Origin of the sequence: Actinoplanes sp. NPDC023801, from assembly GCF_040639655.1 — a bacterium.
Lineage (GTDB): Bacteria > Actinomycetota > Actinomycetes > Mycobacteriales > Micromonosporaceae > Actinoplanes.
This window is the reverse complement of sequence record NZ_JBFAAI010000020.1, coordinates 150,928-163,160: the sequence shown is the minus strand read 5'-3', so window position 1 is coordinate 163,160 and position 12,233 is coordinate 150,928. Positions and strand designations below refer to the sequence as shown.

The following is a 12,233-nucleotide window of genomic DNA, read 5'->3' as shown; positions in this document are numbered from 1 at the left end:
GTGATGACGCGTACGACGAAACGAGGGGGCTGTTCTGAACGCCGTGTTCCGATCCCTGCAGGTCCCGACCCATTCCAGCGACAATCGAGGAGGACGGCCATGCCAGAGATCCCGCTGTTCGGCATCGTCGCACTCCTCGGGCTCGCCATCGGATCGTTCCTGAACGTCGTGATCCACCGGGTGCCCCGCGACGAGTCGCTGATCCACCCGGGCTCGCACTGCCCGCAGTGCGGCAACCCGGTCCGGAACCGGCACAACGTCCCGGTCGTCGGCTGGCTGATGCTCCGCGGCCGGTGCGCCGACTGCGGCACCCGGATCAGCGCCCGCTACCCGCTGGTCGAGGCCGGCACCGCGGCCCTGTTCGTCGCGGTCGCGGCCCGCTTCGGCTGGTCCTGGGAACTCCCGGCATACCTCTATCTCGCCGCTGTCGCGATCGCCCTGGCGATGATCGACCTCGACGTGATGCGTCTTCCCGACAAAATCGTCCTTCCCTCGTACGCCGTGGCCGCCGCCCTGCTCGTCCCGGTCTCACTGGCCGCCGGCGAGCCGGCTGACCTGCTCCGCGGATTCCTCGCCGCGGGCCTGCTCTACCTGCTCTACCGCGTGCTCGCGATCTGGGGCATGGGCGGCGGTGACGTGAAACTCGCCCCGCTGCTCGGCTTCTACCTCGGCTGGCTCGGCTGGAGCGCGGTCGCGGTCGGCGCCCTCGCCGGTTTCCTGCTCGGCGGAGTCGTCGGCGGGATCCTGATCGCGCTGAAGCTGGCCTCCCGCAAGAGCCGGATCCCGTTCGGTCCGTACATGCTGGCTGGAGCCTTCCTCGCGGTCTTCGCGGCGGCGCCGCTCGCCGGCTGGTACACGAATCTGCTCCTCCCCACCGCTTGACCCACCGCCTCGACCGCCACCAGAAGGAAGGAAGACCGATGGCTGGCTCAACGCCGATCGGGCTCGACATCGGCTCGTCCTCCATCCGGGCCGTGGAAGTCCGGCGCAACAAGGACGACTACACGCTCATCAACTTCGGCCAGTTCCCGCTCGAGCCGGGCACCGTCTCGGCCGGCGTGGTGCAGGACCCGGGCACGGTCACCGCCGCCCTCAAGCAGCTCTGGAACGCCAGCAAGTTCGCCAGCAAGAAGGTCACCCTCGCGGTCACCAACCCGCAGCTGGTGGTCCGCGAGACGTCGGTGGCGAACCTGCCGCAGAGCCAGATGCGCCAGGCCCTGCCGTTCCAGGTCAAGGAGCAGCTGCCACTCGCGGTCGAGCGCTCGCTGCTGGACTTTTATCCGCTCGAGCAGCCCGGCGACAATCCGACCGTGCGCGGCCTGCTGATCGCCATGCCCAAGGACGCGGTACTCACCATGGTCCAGGCGGTGCAGAAGGCCGGCCTCAAGGTGGTCGGCGTCGACCTCGCCTCGTTCGCCATGCTGCGCTCCGCCTCGCGGCTGGACGCCCAGGTCGAGGCCATCGTGGACATCGGCGCCAACATCACCAGTGTGGTGGTGCACGCGGACGGTGAGCCGCTGTTCGTCCGTACCCTGCCGCGCGGTGGCGCCGAGATCACCGAGAACATCGCCACCCGCCTGGGCCTGGACACCGTCGAGGCCGAGGCGCTGAAGTGCCGGTACGGCCTGCACGGCGACGGCAACCCGGACACGGTGGCCGCCCTGGTCGACGCGGTCCGCCCGCTCTCCAGCGAGCTGCGCAGCTCGTTCACCTACCTGGCCTCCGGCGAACGGCAGAAGCAGGTCACCCGGATCTCGCTCTGCGGCGGCAGCGCCCTGATGCCCGGCCTCGCCGAGCACCTGCAGGAGCAGCTCGGCGTCGCCGTGATGTACGCCGACAACGCCTCCCGCCTTCGCGACACCCGCAAGGCCCGGGAGCGCGGGTTCGACAGTTTCGTGCCGTCGGCCGCCGTGTCGATCGGCCTCACGCTCGGAGCGACCCGATGACCACCACCGCACTCATGCCCGTGGACCCGTCGGTCTCGCCGCAGCAGGCGGCCCGGGTCCTCACCATCCGCGCCGACCTGATGCCACCGGAGATCCGGGACGGCCGGCGGTCCCGGCGTATCCGCTCGCTGATCGTGTTCGTGGTACTCCTCGTGGTGGCCGCCGTCGGCGCCTGGTACTGGCAGACGACCGTCGCCAAGGCAACCGCCGACGAGGACTACGAGGCGATGTTCCAGACCTTGACCGATACCCGGGCGGACCAGCGGACGGATGAGTTCCGGACGCTGGTCGAGTATCAGGACGGCGGCGAGATACTGAAGACCGAACTGACCGCGGTCCTCGCCGACGACCTCTCCTGGACCAATCTGATCAACCTGATCGGGGACACGGCTCGCCAGGAGAAGGTCGGTCTCACCGAGCTGAACGCCGGTCTTGCGGAGAAGGCCGAGGGTGCCAAGGACCCCGGCGGAGCGGTCGGCACGCTGAACATCTCCGGCGTGGCCAAGGACAAGCACGTGATCGCCAACTTCGTCAACGAGCTCGGCAGTCTCCGGCACGTGACGAATCCGTTCGTCACAGCCGCGAACAAGGACAAGGAAACGAATTACTACAGCTTCTCCATCACCGTGACGATCACCGACAAGGCGCTCTGCGGCCGCTTCACCACCAAGTGCCCGAGTGGAGGCAAGTGATGACCGCGCGCCGCATCGATCAGATCTGGCTCTTCGGCGGCCTCGCCCTGACGATCATGCTCGTCGCGGGCGGCTGGTTCCTGCTGATCAAACCGCAGTACACAGCGATCGACACCGTCCACGCCGAGACCGCCGACACGGAGACTCAACTGATCAAGGAACAGAAGAGGCTGGCCGAGTTGAAGGCGGAACTCAAGAAGATCAACCAGTACAAGAAGACGCTGGTCACCAACCAGCAAGCCATCCCGCACGACAACTCGACCAACCGGATCCCGGAATTCCTGAAGCAGCTGCAGAGCCTCGGCGCCAAGTACAAGGTCGAGGTCAGCGGTTACAGCGCGACCAACGAGGAGCTGGCGAAGTCGCCCAGCACGGTGACCCAGCTACCGATCACCCTCAGCATCGAGGGCCAGAGTGTCGAGCGGATCCTCAATCTGGTGAAACACCTGCAGACGGAGCAGCCTCGAGCCCTCCTCATCGAGACCGCCCAGCTCGGCCAGGATGACGAAGGCTGGGAACTCTCCCTGACGCTCAAGGCCTTCATCACCTCGACGAAGACGGCGACCGTCAAGTCCTGACCGAACCGCATGAAAGCCCCTGCTCCCCTACGGGACAGGGGCTTTCGCCGCACCCGGATCGCACCCGCACGCAACTCTCGCCGTGGTTTCAACGGCCGAACAGGCAGGCGAGAGCTAGGAGGAAGCCGCATGAACCAGAACCTGATCCTGATCGCAGACGACGACTCCGACGTCCGTGACCTGCTCACCGTGACCCTCGAGTCGGCGGGTTACCGGGCGCTCGGCGCGAAGGACGGGAAGACCGCTGCCCGCATCCTCACCGTCGCCAAGCCGGTCGGCATGATCACCGACGTACGGATGCCGGCCATGAACGGCATGGAACTGTGCCAGCTGGCCCGCAGCACCCCGGCGATCCGCGACATGGCGATCCTGATGGTCTCCGGCAACAGCCACGCCTACGACGTCAACGCGGGCCTCGGCGCGGGCGCCGACGGCTACATGTCCAAACCGATCTCCCCGCGGGACCTGGTGACCAGGCTGCAGACCCTGATCGGCCGCCGCCACCTGGGTACCTGACTCGTCATCCGACCGGGCCGGCCCCGCGCGCCGCGCAGCTTCCGCTCGGCGAAAAGCGCTTTCCTGTGCGGTTGCTCTAGATCGCTGACAAACCCTCGCTTCTGTCCGAAAAGACGGTTATCGTTACGCCCGGCCCGTGCCGTTCCCCCCGTAACGGCACGGGTCCCGAATCCTGTCTCGTCACGCCGTCAGCCCGGCCGCCAGCGATCGGCCGGGCAGCCTCCCGCGGAGGGCGACGTGCCGACCCGGCTGCGGCCGGGATGGCTTCCAGGGCGAGCGCCGCGAGTACCGCACGCCGTCTGCCCCGGGCCCGGATCGCCCGGTCCGCCTCTCCCCGTAACTCCACCGGCCCGAGTAGACGGACCACGACGGACGTTCATCTCCCCCTCGATCGGCCCTTACGCCAGGGAGCCGGGCAGGAGAGAACAACGCGAATGCGACGATCGGCTCGTGCGAACTATCTCCCTGGCAGCCGTGCTGGCGCTGGCACTGGTGGCATCCGGCTCGTGCGGCTTCGACAACGTGAAGAAATACCGGATCAACTCACCGGCGATGAAGCCGACCCTCACCGAGGGCGACATCGTCACGGCCGACATGATCGAACCCGGGGAATACCGTCCGCACGCGGGCGACCTTGTGGTCTTCGATGCGCCCGGCAGCTGGGGCGCGGAGCCGGGTGACCCGCCCCGGATCCACCGCGTGATCGCGGTGCCCGGCGACACCGTGAGCTGCTGTGACCCGGCAGGGCGCGTGCTGCACAACGGCGCCGCCCTGAAAGAGCCGTACATCGCCGCGAACGGCGAGCCGCCGGTCACCTTCGACCCTCTCACCGTGCCGGACGGGCACATCTTCGTGCTCGGCGACAACCGCGGCATCGCCAACGACTCGGCATACAACGGCCCGCTGGCACTGACCGGCGTGATCGGCGTGCTGCGCACCTGACAGCGGACCCGGGTGGCCCATCCCCTCCCCGGCTGGGAAAGGGCAGGCGTGGCGGATCGGCCACGGTGAACGGCCGGAGCTCCGGATCATGAGCATCCGGTGGACGAACTCAGCCGTCGACATGTCGAACCGCTGGCAGGGTCCACCCTCCTGCTGCGCGACCACCGCGGCCGTCGACCTGGGCGGCGCGGATCGATCGGCGCGACTCAGCCGCCGGCCGGTGCAGCGTCGGGAAGTATCGCAACGAGCTGGCGGCCTACCGCTCTGGATGCTCCGACGATTCGTGGACTGTTCGACGCTTCGCCAGGACCCCCGCCCGGCGCGAGCTGGGATCCGGTTCCCCTACCTGTCCCCTACAACGAATCAGGCCCGGTCGACAGACCGGGCCTGAGCTGCACTGCTATGAGTTGTTCAAGGGTGGAGCTGAGGGGACTCGAACCCCTGACCCCCACACTGCCAGTGTGGTGCGCTACCAGCTGCGCCACAGCCCCTTGCTGGTCCCCGGCGGTTTCCCTCGGGCACGCTGGAAATACTACACACCTCGCGGGCTCCCTTCGAAGCACCCCCCTCAGTTGAGGGAGACGTCCGGCGGGAAGTGGGCGACCGCCGCGAGGATGTCGCCCTGGCGGCGCAGGACCATGGCCCAGAGGTCGTCGGGGCGCTCGACGAAGGGGTCGCCGGGCAGTGCGTCGAAGACGAACCAGGAGCCGGAGGCGATCTCGTCCTCGAGCTGACCGGCCGACCATCCGGAGTATCCGGCGAAGACGCGGATGCCGGCCACGCTCTCCCGCATCCGCTCCGGGTCGGCGGAGAGGTCCAGGGTGCCGAGCGCGCCGCTGACCGGGTGGAAGCCGGAGAGGCGCTTCTTGAACTCCGGTTTGGTACGGGCCAGGCAGATCGCCGACTCCGGCTGGACCGGCCCGCCCTCGAAGAGGACCGCGGGGTCGCCCGCGAGTTCGCCCCACGTGCCGAGGACCTCGGCGACCGGAACCTCGGTCGCGCGGTTGAGCACGACCCCCAGCGCGCCGCCCGTCTCGTGGGCCACCAGCAGCACGACCGTCCGGTCGAAGTTGGGGTCCTTGAGGGTGGGCGTGGCGACGAGCAGCTGACCGGTCATCGAATCCACCGACCGGCCTCCGATCCGCTGCTGCTCACCGAACACGTGTTTACCGCCGTCCGCTCGACGTAGCCATGTCAGCACATTAGCTTGGCTTTCCGGCCGCGGATAAGGTCTGGACATGAACCCGCCACCTACGGCAGCAGAGATCGGCGTCATCGGCGGATCGGGGCTTTACGCGCTCCTGGACAACGCCACCGAACATGAGGTCGACACTCCCTTCGGCTCTCCATCGGACCGGATCACCGTGGCCGAGGTGGGTGGGCGCCGGGTGGCGTTCCTGCCGCGGCACGGCCGTGACCACCGGTTTCCCCCACATCGCATTCCCTATAGGGCCAATCTGTGGGCGCTGCGTTCGCTCGGTGTCCGGCAGATCATCGCCCCGTGCGCGGTCGGCGGTCTGCGTCCGGAGCTCGGTCCGGGCACTTTCGTGGTGCCGGATCAGCTGATCGACCGGACGAGTGGCCGTGAGCAGACGTTCTACGACTCGGGCGCGGTGCACGTGTCGTTCGCCGATCCGTACTGCCCGGTGGGTCGTGCGGTGGTGCTGGATTCCGCCGAGCGGGTGAGTGCGGTGGACGGCGGAACGATGGTGGTCGTGGAGGGTCCACGCTTCTCGACGCGTGCCGAGTCGCGCTGGTTCACGTCTATCGGCGGCACGATCGTGAACATGACCGGTCACCCGGAAGCGGTACTCGCACGCGAGCTGGCGCTCTGTTACACGGCGATCGCGCTGGTCACCGACCTGGACGCGGGTGTGGAAGGTGAGCACGGCGTCACCCAGGAAGAGGTCTTCGCGGTCTTCGCCGACAACACGGCACGTCTTCGCGACGTCCTTCTCGATGCGGTCGTCAAGCTTCCGGCCGAGCGTTCCTGCCCCTGCCGGGACGCCCTGGCGGGCATCAAACTGCCTTTCGAGCTTCCTTGATCCGTACGGGGTGAGCACGGCGATCGGCAACGCGACCGGGGTGGGGAACCCGGTCGCGTCATCGGTGCCTCAGACGACGGCGCAGGCGGCACCGTTGAGGGTGAACGCGGTGGGCTCGGCGGCGCCGCCGGTGTGGGTGGCCTGGAAGCCGAACGTCTGTGACGCCCCGGCGGCAAGCGTGCCGTTGTAGGAGACGTTGGTGGCGGTGACGGCACCGCCGGCCGGGCTGACGGTGGCGTTCCAGGCGTTCGTCACGTTCTGTCCGGCAGGCAGCGTGAAGCCGAGGCGCCAGCCGTTGATCGTGCTCGTGCCGGTGTTGGTGACGGTGACGGAGGCCGTGAAGCCGGTGCTCCAGGAACTGACGGTGTACCCGACCCGGCAGCCGCCGATCGGCGCCGGTGACGACGGAGCCGGTGACGACGGAGCCGGTGACGACGGAGCCGGTGACGACGGAGCGGGCGACGAGGGGTTCGGCGTCGTGGTGTCGAGGCCGAGGAAGTGCACTGCCGCGGCGGCGTTGACGGGCAGGTTGTGGCTGACGCCGCTCATGCTGATCGCCTCGACCGGGGCGGTGTCACCGGTGCCGCCGTAACGGGTACGGGTGTATCCGCTCTGCGGCGTGTCGGTGAACGACGGGGTCTGGGTGAGCCCGTGGACGTTGGTCCACTGGTCGATCTGTTCACCGAAGTTGGGGTACCGCAGCACCTCGTCGTTGGTGCCGTGCCAGGTCTGCATGCGCGGCCGGCGGCCGGTGTATCCCGGGTAGGCGTTGCGGATCAGGTCTCCCCACTGCTGCGGGGTCTTCGTGACGAGGCCGTTGGCGCAGTCGCTGTTCCATTCGGAGCCGTTGGTGGTGGCGAAGCAGCCGAACGGTACGCCGGCGAACGCCGACCCGGCGCTGAACACGTCGGGGTAGAGGCCCAGCAGCACGTTGGTCATCATGGCGCCGCTGGAGACACCGGTCGCCACGATGCGGTCCGGGTCGACGGGGTAACGGGCCCGCACGTAGTCGATCATCGACTTGATGCCGACCGGGTCGCTGCCGCCGCCGCGGGTCAGCGCCTGCGGGGAGGCGACGTCGAAGCACTGGCTGCTCCGGGTCACCGACGGGTAGATGACGATGTAGCCGTACCGGTCGGCGAGCGAGGCGAACTGGGAGCCGCTGTAGAAGGCCGGCCCGGTGCCGGTGCAGTAGTGGACGGCCACGAGCAGACCCGGCCGGGGCGCCAGGTTGTCGGGCACGTAGACGTACATCCGCAGGTTGCTGGGGTTGGTTCCGAAGCCGGTGATCTCGGTGAGCGCGGCCGCGGCGGCGGGCTGGGGCATGCTGACCGCGGCGAGGGCCGCCATCAGCGAGGTGACGATCGCTGCGAGCAGGATCTTGAGTCTCGGTCTCATGGGGGATTCCTTGCGGGGGATCGTGAGGACGGGGACGCTTCAGCGCGGAGGACTGCTCCCCACGTCATCCCCCCGACACGAAAGCATCGACAAGTATGTATCGGTGTCGGGGGTCGCGCCAGCGGCGTCCCACGAGCCACACCCGCCACGGCTGCGGCGTATGATCCCTCCCACTTCACTGCACAGCGATAGGCCGGCGGACCGTCGTACTCCCCGAGGACGATCCATGGCCGTCGAAGGGACCCCCGGTGATCCGACCGCAACTCCTCAAGTCTGCCGGCGTACGAGTCGCCGCCGTGGCCCTGCTGCTGGCCGGTCTGGCCGGTGGCGTCCAGCTGGCACGGCACGCCGATGACCGGGACAGGTCGGCTGCGAGCACCGCACAGGCCGCGGCAGCCGCCGAACAGGCCGCGGTCCAGCGTGAGGCGAAGCACGCCGCCGACCGGGCGGCCCGCGCCGAGTCGGAACGCACCGCCGCCCTGAAGGCGTCAAGCATGGCCAAGACGGCCGCCGCCGACGCCCGCTCCCTGGAGGCGGCCCAGAAGAAGGCGACCGCCGAGAAGAAGGCAGCCGCCCAGCGCGCCGCACAGACCGGCCCGGTGCCCTACACCGGCACGATCCCGGCCGCCTGCAAAACCTTCAGCGGCAGCCGCGAGGTCGGGTGCGCCCTGATGATCAAGGCCGGGTTCGGGTTCGGCGAGTTCTCCTGCCTGAACAAACTGTGGGACCACGAGAGCGGCTGGAACTACAAGGCCACCAACCCCGGCTCGGGTGCCTACGGCATCCCGCAGGCCTACCCCGGTTCCAAGATGTCCTCGGCCGGCGCCGACTGGAGAGTCAGCCCGGCCACCCAGATCAAGTGGGGTCTCGGCTACATCAAGGGCCGCTACGATTCGCCGTGCGGTGCCTGGAACCACTTCCAGAACAACGGCTCCTACTGATCCGTCCATCGGCGGGGCTGCAGCGCTCCGCCAGACATGACGACCGTGGTGGCCGGCCCCCCGACGCTCGCGGATCAACTCTCGTGCAATCCCACCATGGTGGAGCTGTTGATCACTTACTCGGACCTTGACGAACGGGCGCAACCGCTGCGGAGGGCTGCCGCCGGGGCCTCCTGGTCATCGACACCGCTGGCCCTGGCCCGCCTGGCCACGTCGTTAACGACAAGCCGAGCATCTCGCCCTGTCCCCCCGCGCGTCCACCGCGCCAGGGACCGCCTCAGGTGTTACGGAACGTCCGGTGGTGGCGGGCCGCGACGGCACTGGTGGTCCGCACGATGCGATCCGCCGCCGCCGGTGCCGGCCAGAAGGCGAGAAGGTACCGGTCCAGCGGCGGCTCCCCGTCGCTGGACTCCTCGTCGAACCCCTCCTGCATGCCGGCGCCACCGAACCGCACCCGGTAGCCGCCGGGCGGCAGCGCGACCGGCTCCGGGTCGACGTCGTCCGGACCGCGCACCAGCAGACTCGGCGCGATCGACGCCCACGACACCTCGACGACGTCCTCCCAGTCGCGGTCCAGGGTGGGCTCGGCGTCGTGCAGCTCGATCCGCAGGCCCACATCCCCATGCCGCAGCCCGGTACGCAGCAGCAGGAACCCCGGCATCGCGGCACCGCACATCCCGTTGGCCAGCCCCCGGAATGCTTCCTCCCCGGCGACGAAGCCAGCCTCCGGGGCGGCGAGTTGCATCCGCCCGTAGCTGACTTCGACGAGTTGGTCCAGCAGAATCTCCACGGCAGCACTCCGGGTAGGGGCCGGACAGTACCGCGCGAACTCAGTGCGCCCCGCCCCGGGTCTGTCGATACTCGATCATGGCGTGGTCCGGGCCCCGCACGTCGGTTAGGTCATGCCGCCTCGCCACCGCCAGGGTCACGAGGTCTCCGGCTTTCTCAGTGCGGCCCGCTGACAGTGACCGCCGTGATGTGGGGCTTCCTGCGGCTCGGTCCCCCGAGCAGAAAACCGAACCGGGGGCCGCAATGCCGTGGAGATGCTACTCGCCTGCTTGAACCGAACGATCCAGGCCAAGCAGCTACGCGCAACTTTGATCAGTAATGGTAGCGGGCCTGCACGATGATCAAATTCTCGCCGCGCACGGTGTAGACGAGCCGATGCTCGTCAGTGATCCGCCGGGACCAGTAGCCACTGAGGTTCTCGGTCAGACGCTCCGGCTTCCCGATCCCCTCTCCGGGGTCACGCAGTGCCTCTTCGATCATCCGATTGATTCGACGAACCGTCTTGGGCTCACCCACCCATGACGTGTAGTCCTCCCAGCCGGTCTTGTCGAAGGCGATGTTCACGACGCCTGACGCCCCGGCTCCTCGGTACCGGAGATCAGCTCTTGACGCTCGAACTCACCGGCCTCCACCCGGGCCACGCTGTCCATCAGCCGCCTCGCATTCGCCGGTGACCTGAGCAGGTACCGCGTTTCCACCATCGATCGCCACAGACTCTCCGGCACGAGGAAGGCGGTGCCTGACTTCGAGACGATCTCCACCGCCTCCTCATCATCGTTGACCTGCTCAATTAGTGGAAAGAGTCGCTTTCGCGCTTCACTCGCAGACAGAGCCACAGCAACGCCCTTCAAGAGTCGTACCACCATCCGGTACAACTCTACCGGCCGACACCCCCATCACGGTCGCGAGTTGACGGGCTCCTCAACCTGGAACCGGACGCCTTCGCATCACTGCGGTGGCCGCGCATGACGTGACCAGCTCATCGGAACGCTCAGACGCGCCCGGTTACGTCGCCCGTTTACCTCGCCGGCCAGCACACGAGCGCCGCCCACGGTGAGTCGAAGACGGCGTCCATCGGCGGCATTCAGTTCTCCACCTCATCAGGCCTCGATCTCACTGAGGTACGAACGAGATCTGGCCTCCGGCAGCCGATACCGTTCCGGAAAGATAGAAGGTCACATCGTCGCGGTACGGGGACGTCTGGCTCGACCAGCTCGACACCTCGGTCCCGGTGACGGTCGCCTTGCCTGGCTCCTCGGTGCGGACGCGCAGGCTCCCGCCCTCCTCCATCAGGGTGTACTGCGGGTACTCGTCGATCGTCCAGTCCACCTTCCGTACCTCCTGCCAGCTGTAGGAGGAGAACGGGCACCCGGTCGGGCTGGTGGTGGTGGATTTGGCACAGCCGTCCAGATAAGCACGGATCCGCTCGTCGACGACTGAGCGCGCGCTCTCCTTCAGAGCCGGCTGGAGCACCGCCATGACCTCGCCGCCGCCCTCCGGTGCGGGCTGACCGCCCACCCGCGTGACGACCTGATCCGCCGACCACAGCGGATGCTCGGCGAGGCCAATTCGGTACGTTCCGGGATAGGCACCGAGCGCGATCCAGCCCTGCTCGGGATCCGGCGTCAGCGTGGTACCTGCCACGACGACCGTGTCGATGCCCGGCGCGGACACGGCAAGGTTCTCGACTCCGTTCATGATCCGCCAGCGCTGGAAGATCCCCGCCGAAGTGGCCTCATCCTGTCGCAGGTAGAAGACTTTTTCCGCGAGTTCCCCGCTCAGCCTGTACTCGACACGGACCGTCGCCATCTCCGCCGGGGTGTCGTCATAGGGATCCTCGGAGGGGGCCGCACCGCCTTCCGGCATCGTCGACTCCAACACCTTGATGTCGGTGGGCGGCTCGTACCCGGACGAACCGAGCACCTCAGAGGTCAGCAGGCTGACCTCGCCCGCGTCGCCCGGCACGAGCGTGTTCATGACCTCAGCGGCGTCCCGGTCAGCGAGCGCGGAGAAGTACGCCTCGACAGTGTTCGCCGGGTCGAAGAAGACACTCTGCACGGCTTTGACAGCGGACACACCGAGGAACAGCACCACGAGCACGGCGGCTGCGATGATCAACGGCCGGGGAGTCCGCAACGTGGTACTGACGAAGATCTCGTTCGCTCCGGCGGCCGCGGGGTCACCCGGTGACTCCGGCGGGGCAGCAGACGTTCCCAGACGATGCCCGCAGTGCGAGCAGAAGCGAGCCGCCACGGTGTTGGGATGGGCGCACTCCGTACAGGCTCGAACAGGGGCGTCGACAGGATGTCCGCAGCGCAGACATTCGTCGCGGCCCGGCAGCAGGGCGGTCCGGCAGTGCGGGCACGCAGCTGTCACGACCATGTGA

The 12,233-nt window shown here is 68.1% G+C and carries 14 protein-coding genes, 1 tRNA gene and 1 pseudogene; 8 read left to right on the top strand and 8 right to left on the bottom strand.

All coding sequences use genetic code 11. From position 1 onward, the window contains the following. The first annotated feature begins 99 nt into the window (after positions 1 to 99). The 6 genes from AB0G04_RS30470 to lepB all read left to right on the top strand — a co-directional run bounded on the left by AB0G04_RS30470 (position 100) and on the right by lepB (position 4,674). Positions 100 to 882 (top strand): prepilin peptidase, encoded by a 783-nt coding sequence (locus tag AB0G04_RS30470; RefSeq protein ID WP_360989503.1) that lies wholly within the window; start codon positions 100 to 102, stop codon positions 880 to 882. 38 nt (positions 883 to 920) lie between these two features. After that, positions 921 to 1,946, top strand: coding sequence for a type IV pilus assembly protein PilM (pilM, locus tag AB0G04_RS30465; RefSeq protein ID WP_360989500.1), 1,026 nt, complete (start codon positions 921 to 923; stop codon positions 1,944 to 1,946). Beyond that, positions 1,943 to 2,638: a PilN domain-containing protein gene (locus AB0G04_RS30460; RefSeq protein ID WP_360989498.1), complete on the top strand. Its 696-nt coding sequence runs from the start codon at positions 1,943 to 1,945 to the stop codon at positions 2,636 to 2,638. Before pilM ends, AB0G04_RS30460 begins: the two co-directional genes overlap by 4 nt. After that, complete coding sequence (locus tag AB0G04_RS30455; RefSeq protein ID WP_360989495.1) at positions 2,638 to 3,216, top strand: hypothetical protein; 579 nt, start codon at positions 2,638 to 2,640, stop codon at positions 3,214 to 3,216. Before AB0G04_RS30460 ends, AB0G04_RS30455 begins: the two co-directional genes overlap by 1 nt. 129 nt (positions 3,217 to 3,345) lie before the next feature. Further along, positions 3,346 to 3,732, top strand: a complete 387-nt coding sequence (locus tag AB0G04_RS30450) for a response regulator (protein ID WP_360989493.1) — start codon at positions 3,346 to 3,348, stop codon at positions 3,730 to 3,732. Positions 3,733 to 4,182: 450 nt separating this feature from the next. Next, on the top strand, positions 4,183 to 4,674 hold the full coding sequence (lepB, locus tag AB0G04_RS30445; RefSeq protein ID WP_360989492.1) for a signal peptidase I: 492 nt from the start codon (positions 4,183 to 4,185) through the stop codon (positions 4,672 to 4,674). A 418-nt stretch (positions 4,675 to 5,092) separates the two neighbouring features. Here the strand turns inward: lepB and AB0G04_RS30440 are convergent. Together AB0G04_RS30440 and AB0G04_RS30435 are read right to left on the bottom strand one after the other, a co-directional pair. Further along, positions 5,093 to 5,165: transfer RNA gene (locus AB0G04_RS30440), tRNA-Ala, on the bottom strand. A 77-nt stretch (positions 5,166 to 5,242) separates the two neighbouring features. Next, a complete protein-coding gene (locus AB0G04_RS30435; RefSeq protein WP_360989490.1) occupies positions 5,243 to 5,791 on the bottom strand; it encodes a YqgE/AlgH family protein in 549 nt (182 codons plus the stop codon). Between the two features lie 121 nt (positions 5,792 to 5,912). Between AB0G04_RS30435 and AB0G04_RS30430 the strand changes: the two genes are divergently transcribed. Further along, the gene (locus tag AB0G04_RS30430) at positions 5,913 to 6,719 is read left to right on the top strand and encodes an S-methyl-5'-thioadenosine phosphorylase (protein WP_360989488.1); all 807 of its coding nucleotides are present in this window, start codon (positions 5,913 to 5,915) and stop codon (positions 6,717 to 6,719) included. Between the two features lie 69 nt (positions 6,720 to 6,788). Here the strand turns inward: AB0G04_RS30430 and AB0G04_RS30425 are convergent, their stop codons facing one another. Continuing rightward, positions 6,789 to 8,117, bottom strand: a complete 1,329-nt coding sequence (locus AB0G04_RS30425) for a PHB depolymerase family esterase (protein ID WP_360989485.1) — start codon at positions 8,115 to 8,117, stop codon at positions 6,789 to 6,791. Positions 8,118 to 8,365: 248 nt separating this feature from the next. Here AB0G04_RS30425 and AB0G04_RS30420 point away from each other — a divergent pair, with 248 nt between their 5' ends. Then, the gene (locus AB0G04_RS30420) at positions 8,366 to 9,058 is read left to right on the top strand and encodes a lytic transglycosylase domain-containing protein (RefSeq protein WP_360989483.1); all 693 of its coding nucleotides are present in this window, start codon (positions 8,366 to 8,368) and stop codon (positions 9,056 to 9,058) included. 277 nt (positions 9,059 to 9,335) lie between these two features. Here AB0G04_RS30420 and AB0G04_RS30415 read toward each other — a convergent pair whose 3' ends face one another. The 5 genes and pseudogenes from AB0G04_RS30415 to AB0G04_RS30395 form a co-directional block, all read right to left on the bottom strand. Next, positions 9,336 to 9,848 carry a hypothetical protein gene (locus AB0G04_RS30415; RefSeq protein WP_360989481.1) on the bottom strand — a complete coding sequence of 171 codons (513 nt, stop codon included), beginning with the start codon at positions 9,846 to 9,848 and terminating at the stop codon, positions 9,336 to 9,338. Positions 9,849 to 10,159: 311 nt separating this feature from the next. Further along, positions 10,160 to 10,411: a Txe/YoeB family addiction module toxin gene (locus AB0G04_RS30410; protein ID WP_360989479.1), complete on the bottom strand. Its 252-nt coding sequence runs from the start codon at positions 10,409 to 10,411 to the stop codon at positions 10,160 to 10,162. After that, a complete protein-coding gene (locus AB0G04_RS30405) occupies positions 10,408 to 10,713 on the bottom strand; it encodes a type II toxin-antitoxin system prevent-host-death family antitoxin (RefSeq protein ID WP_360989477.1) in 306 nt (101 codons plus the stop codon). The genes AB0G04_RS30410 and AB0G04_RS30405 overlap by 4 nt, the downstream gene beginning before the upstream one ends. 247 nt (positions 10,714 to 10,960) lie before the next feature. Further along, the gene (locus AB0G04_RS30400; RefSeq protein ID WP_360989524.1) at positions 10,961 to 11,965 is read right to left on the bottom strand and encodes a hypothetical protein; all 1,005 of its coding nucleotides are present in this window, start codon (positions 11,963 to 11,965) and stop codon (positions 10,961 to 10,963) included. 117 nt (positions 11,966 to 12,082) lie between these two features. After that, positions 12,083 to 12,229: pseudogene (locus tag AB0G04_RS30395) on the bottom strand (zinc ribbon domain-containing protein); the annotation flags it as partial. Positions 12,230 to 12,233 lie beyond the last annotated feature (4 nt).

What these genes read in the sequence shown, in the direction of transcription:
- AB0G04_RS30435 (WP_360989490.1), bottom strand. Translation starts at nt 5,791, where the DNA reads ATGACCGGTCAGCTGCTCGTCGCCACGCCCACCCTCAAGGACCCCAAC.
- AB0G04_RS30425 (WP_360989485.1), bottom strand. Translation starts at nt 8,117, where the DNA reads ATGAGACCGAGACTCAAGATCCTGCTCGCAGCGATCGTCACCTCGCTG.
- AB0G04_RS30470 (WP_360989503.1), top strand. Translation starts at nt 100, where the DNA reads ATGCCAGAGATCCCGCTGTTCGGCATCGTCGCACTCCTCGGGCTCGCC.
- AB0G04_RS30405 (WP_360989477.1), bottom strand. Translation starts at nt 10,713, where the DNA reads ATGGTGGTACGACTCTTGAAGGGCGTTGCTGTGGCTCTGTCTGCGAGT.
- AB0G04_RS30460 (WP_360989498.1), top strand. Translation starts at nt 1,943, where the DNA reads ATGACCACCACCGCACTCATGCCCGTGGACCCGTCGGTCTCGCCGCAG.
- AB0G04_RS30455 (WP_360989495.1), top strand. Translation starts at nt 2,638, where the DNA reads ATGACCGCGCGCCGCATCGATCAGATCTGGCTCTTCGGCGGCCTCGCC.
- AB0G04_RS30430 (WP_360989488.1), top strand. Translation starts at nt 5,913, where the DNA reads ATGAACCCGCCACCTACGGCAGCAGAGATCGGCGTCATCGGCGGATCG.
- AB0G04_RS30450 (WP_360989493.1), top strand. Translation starts at nt 3,346, where the DNA reads ATGAACCAGAACCTGATCCTGATCGCAGACGACGACTCCGACGTCCGT.
- pilM (WP_360989500.1), top strand. Translation starts at nt 921, where the DNA reads ATGGCTGGCTCAACGCCGATCGGGCTCGACATCGGCTCGTCCTCCATC.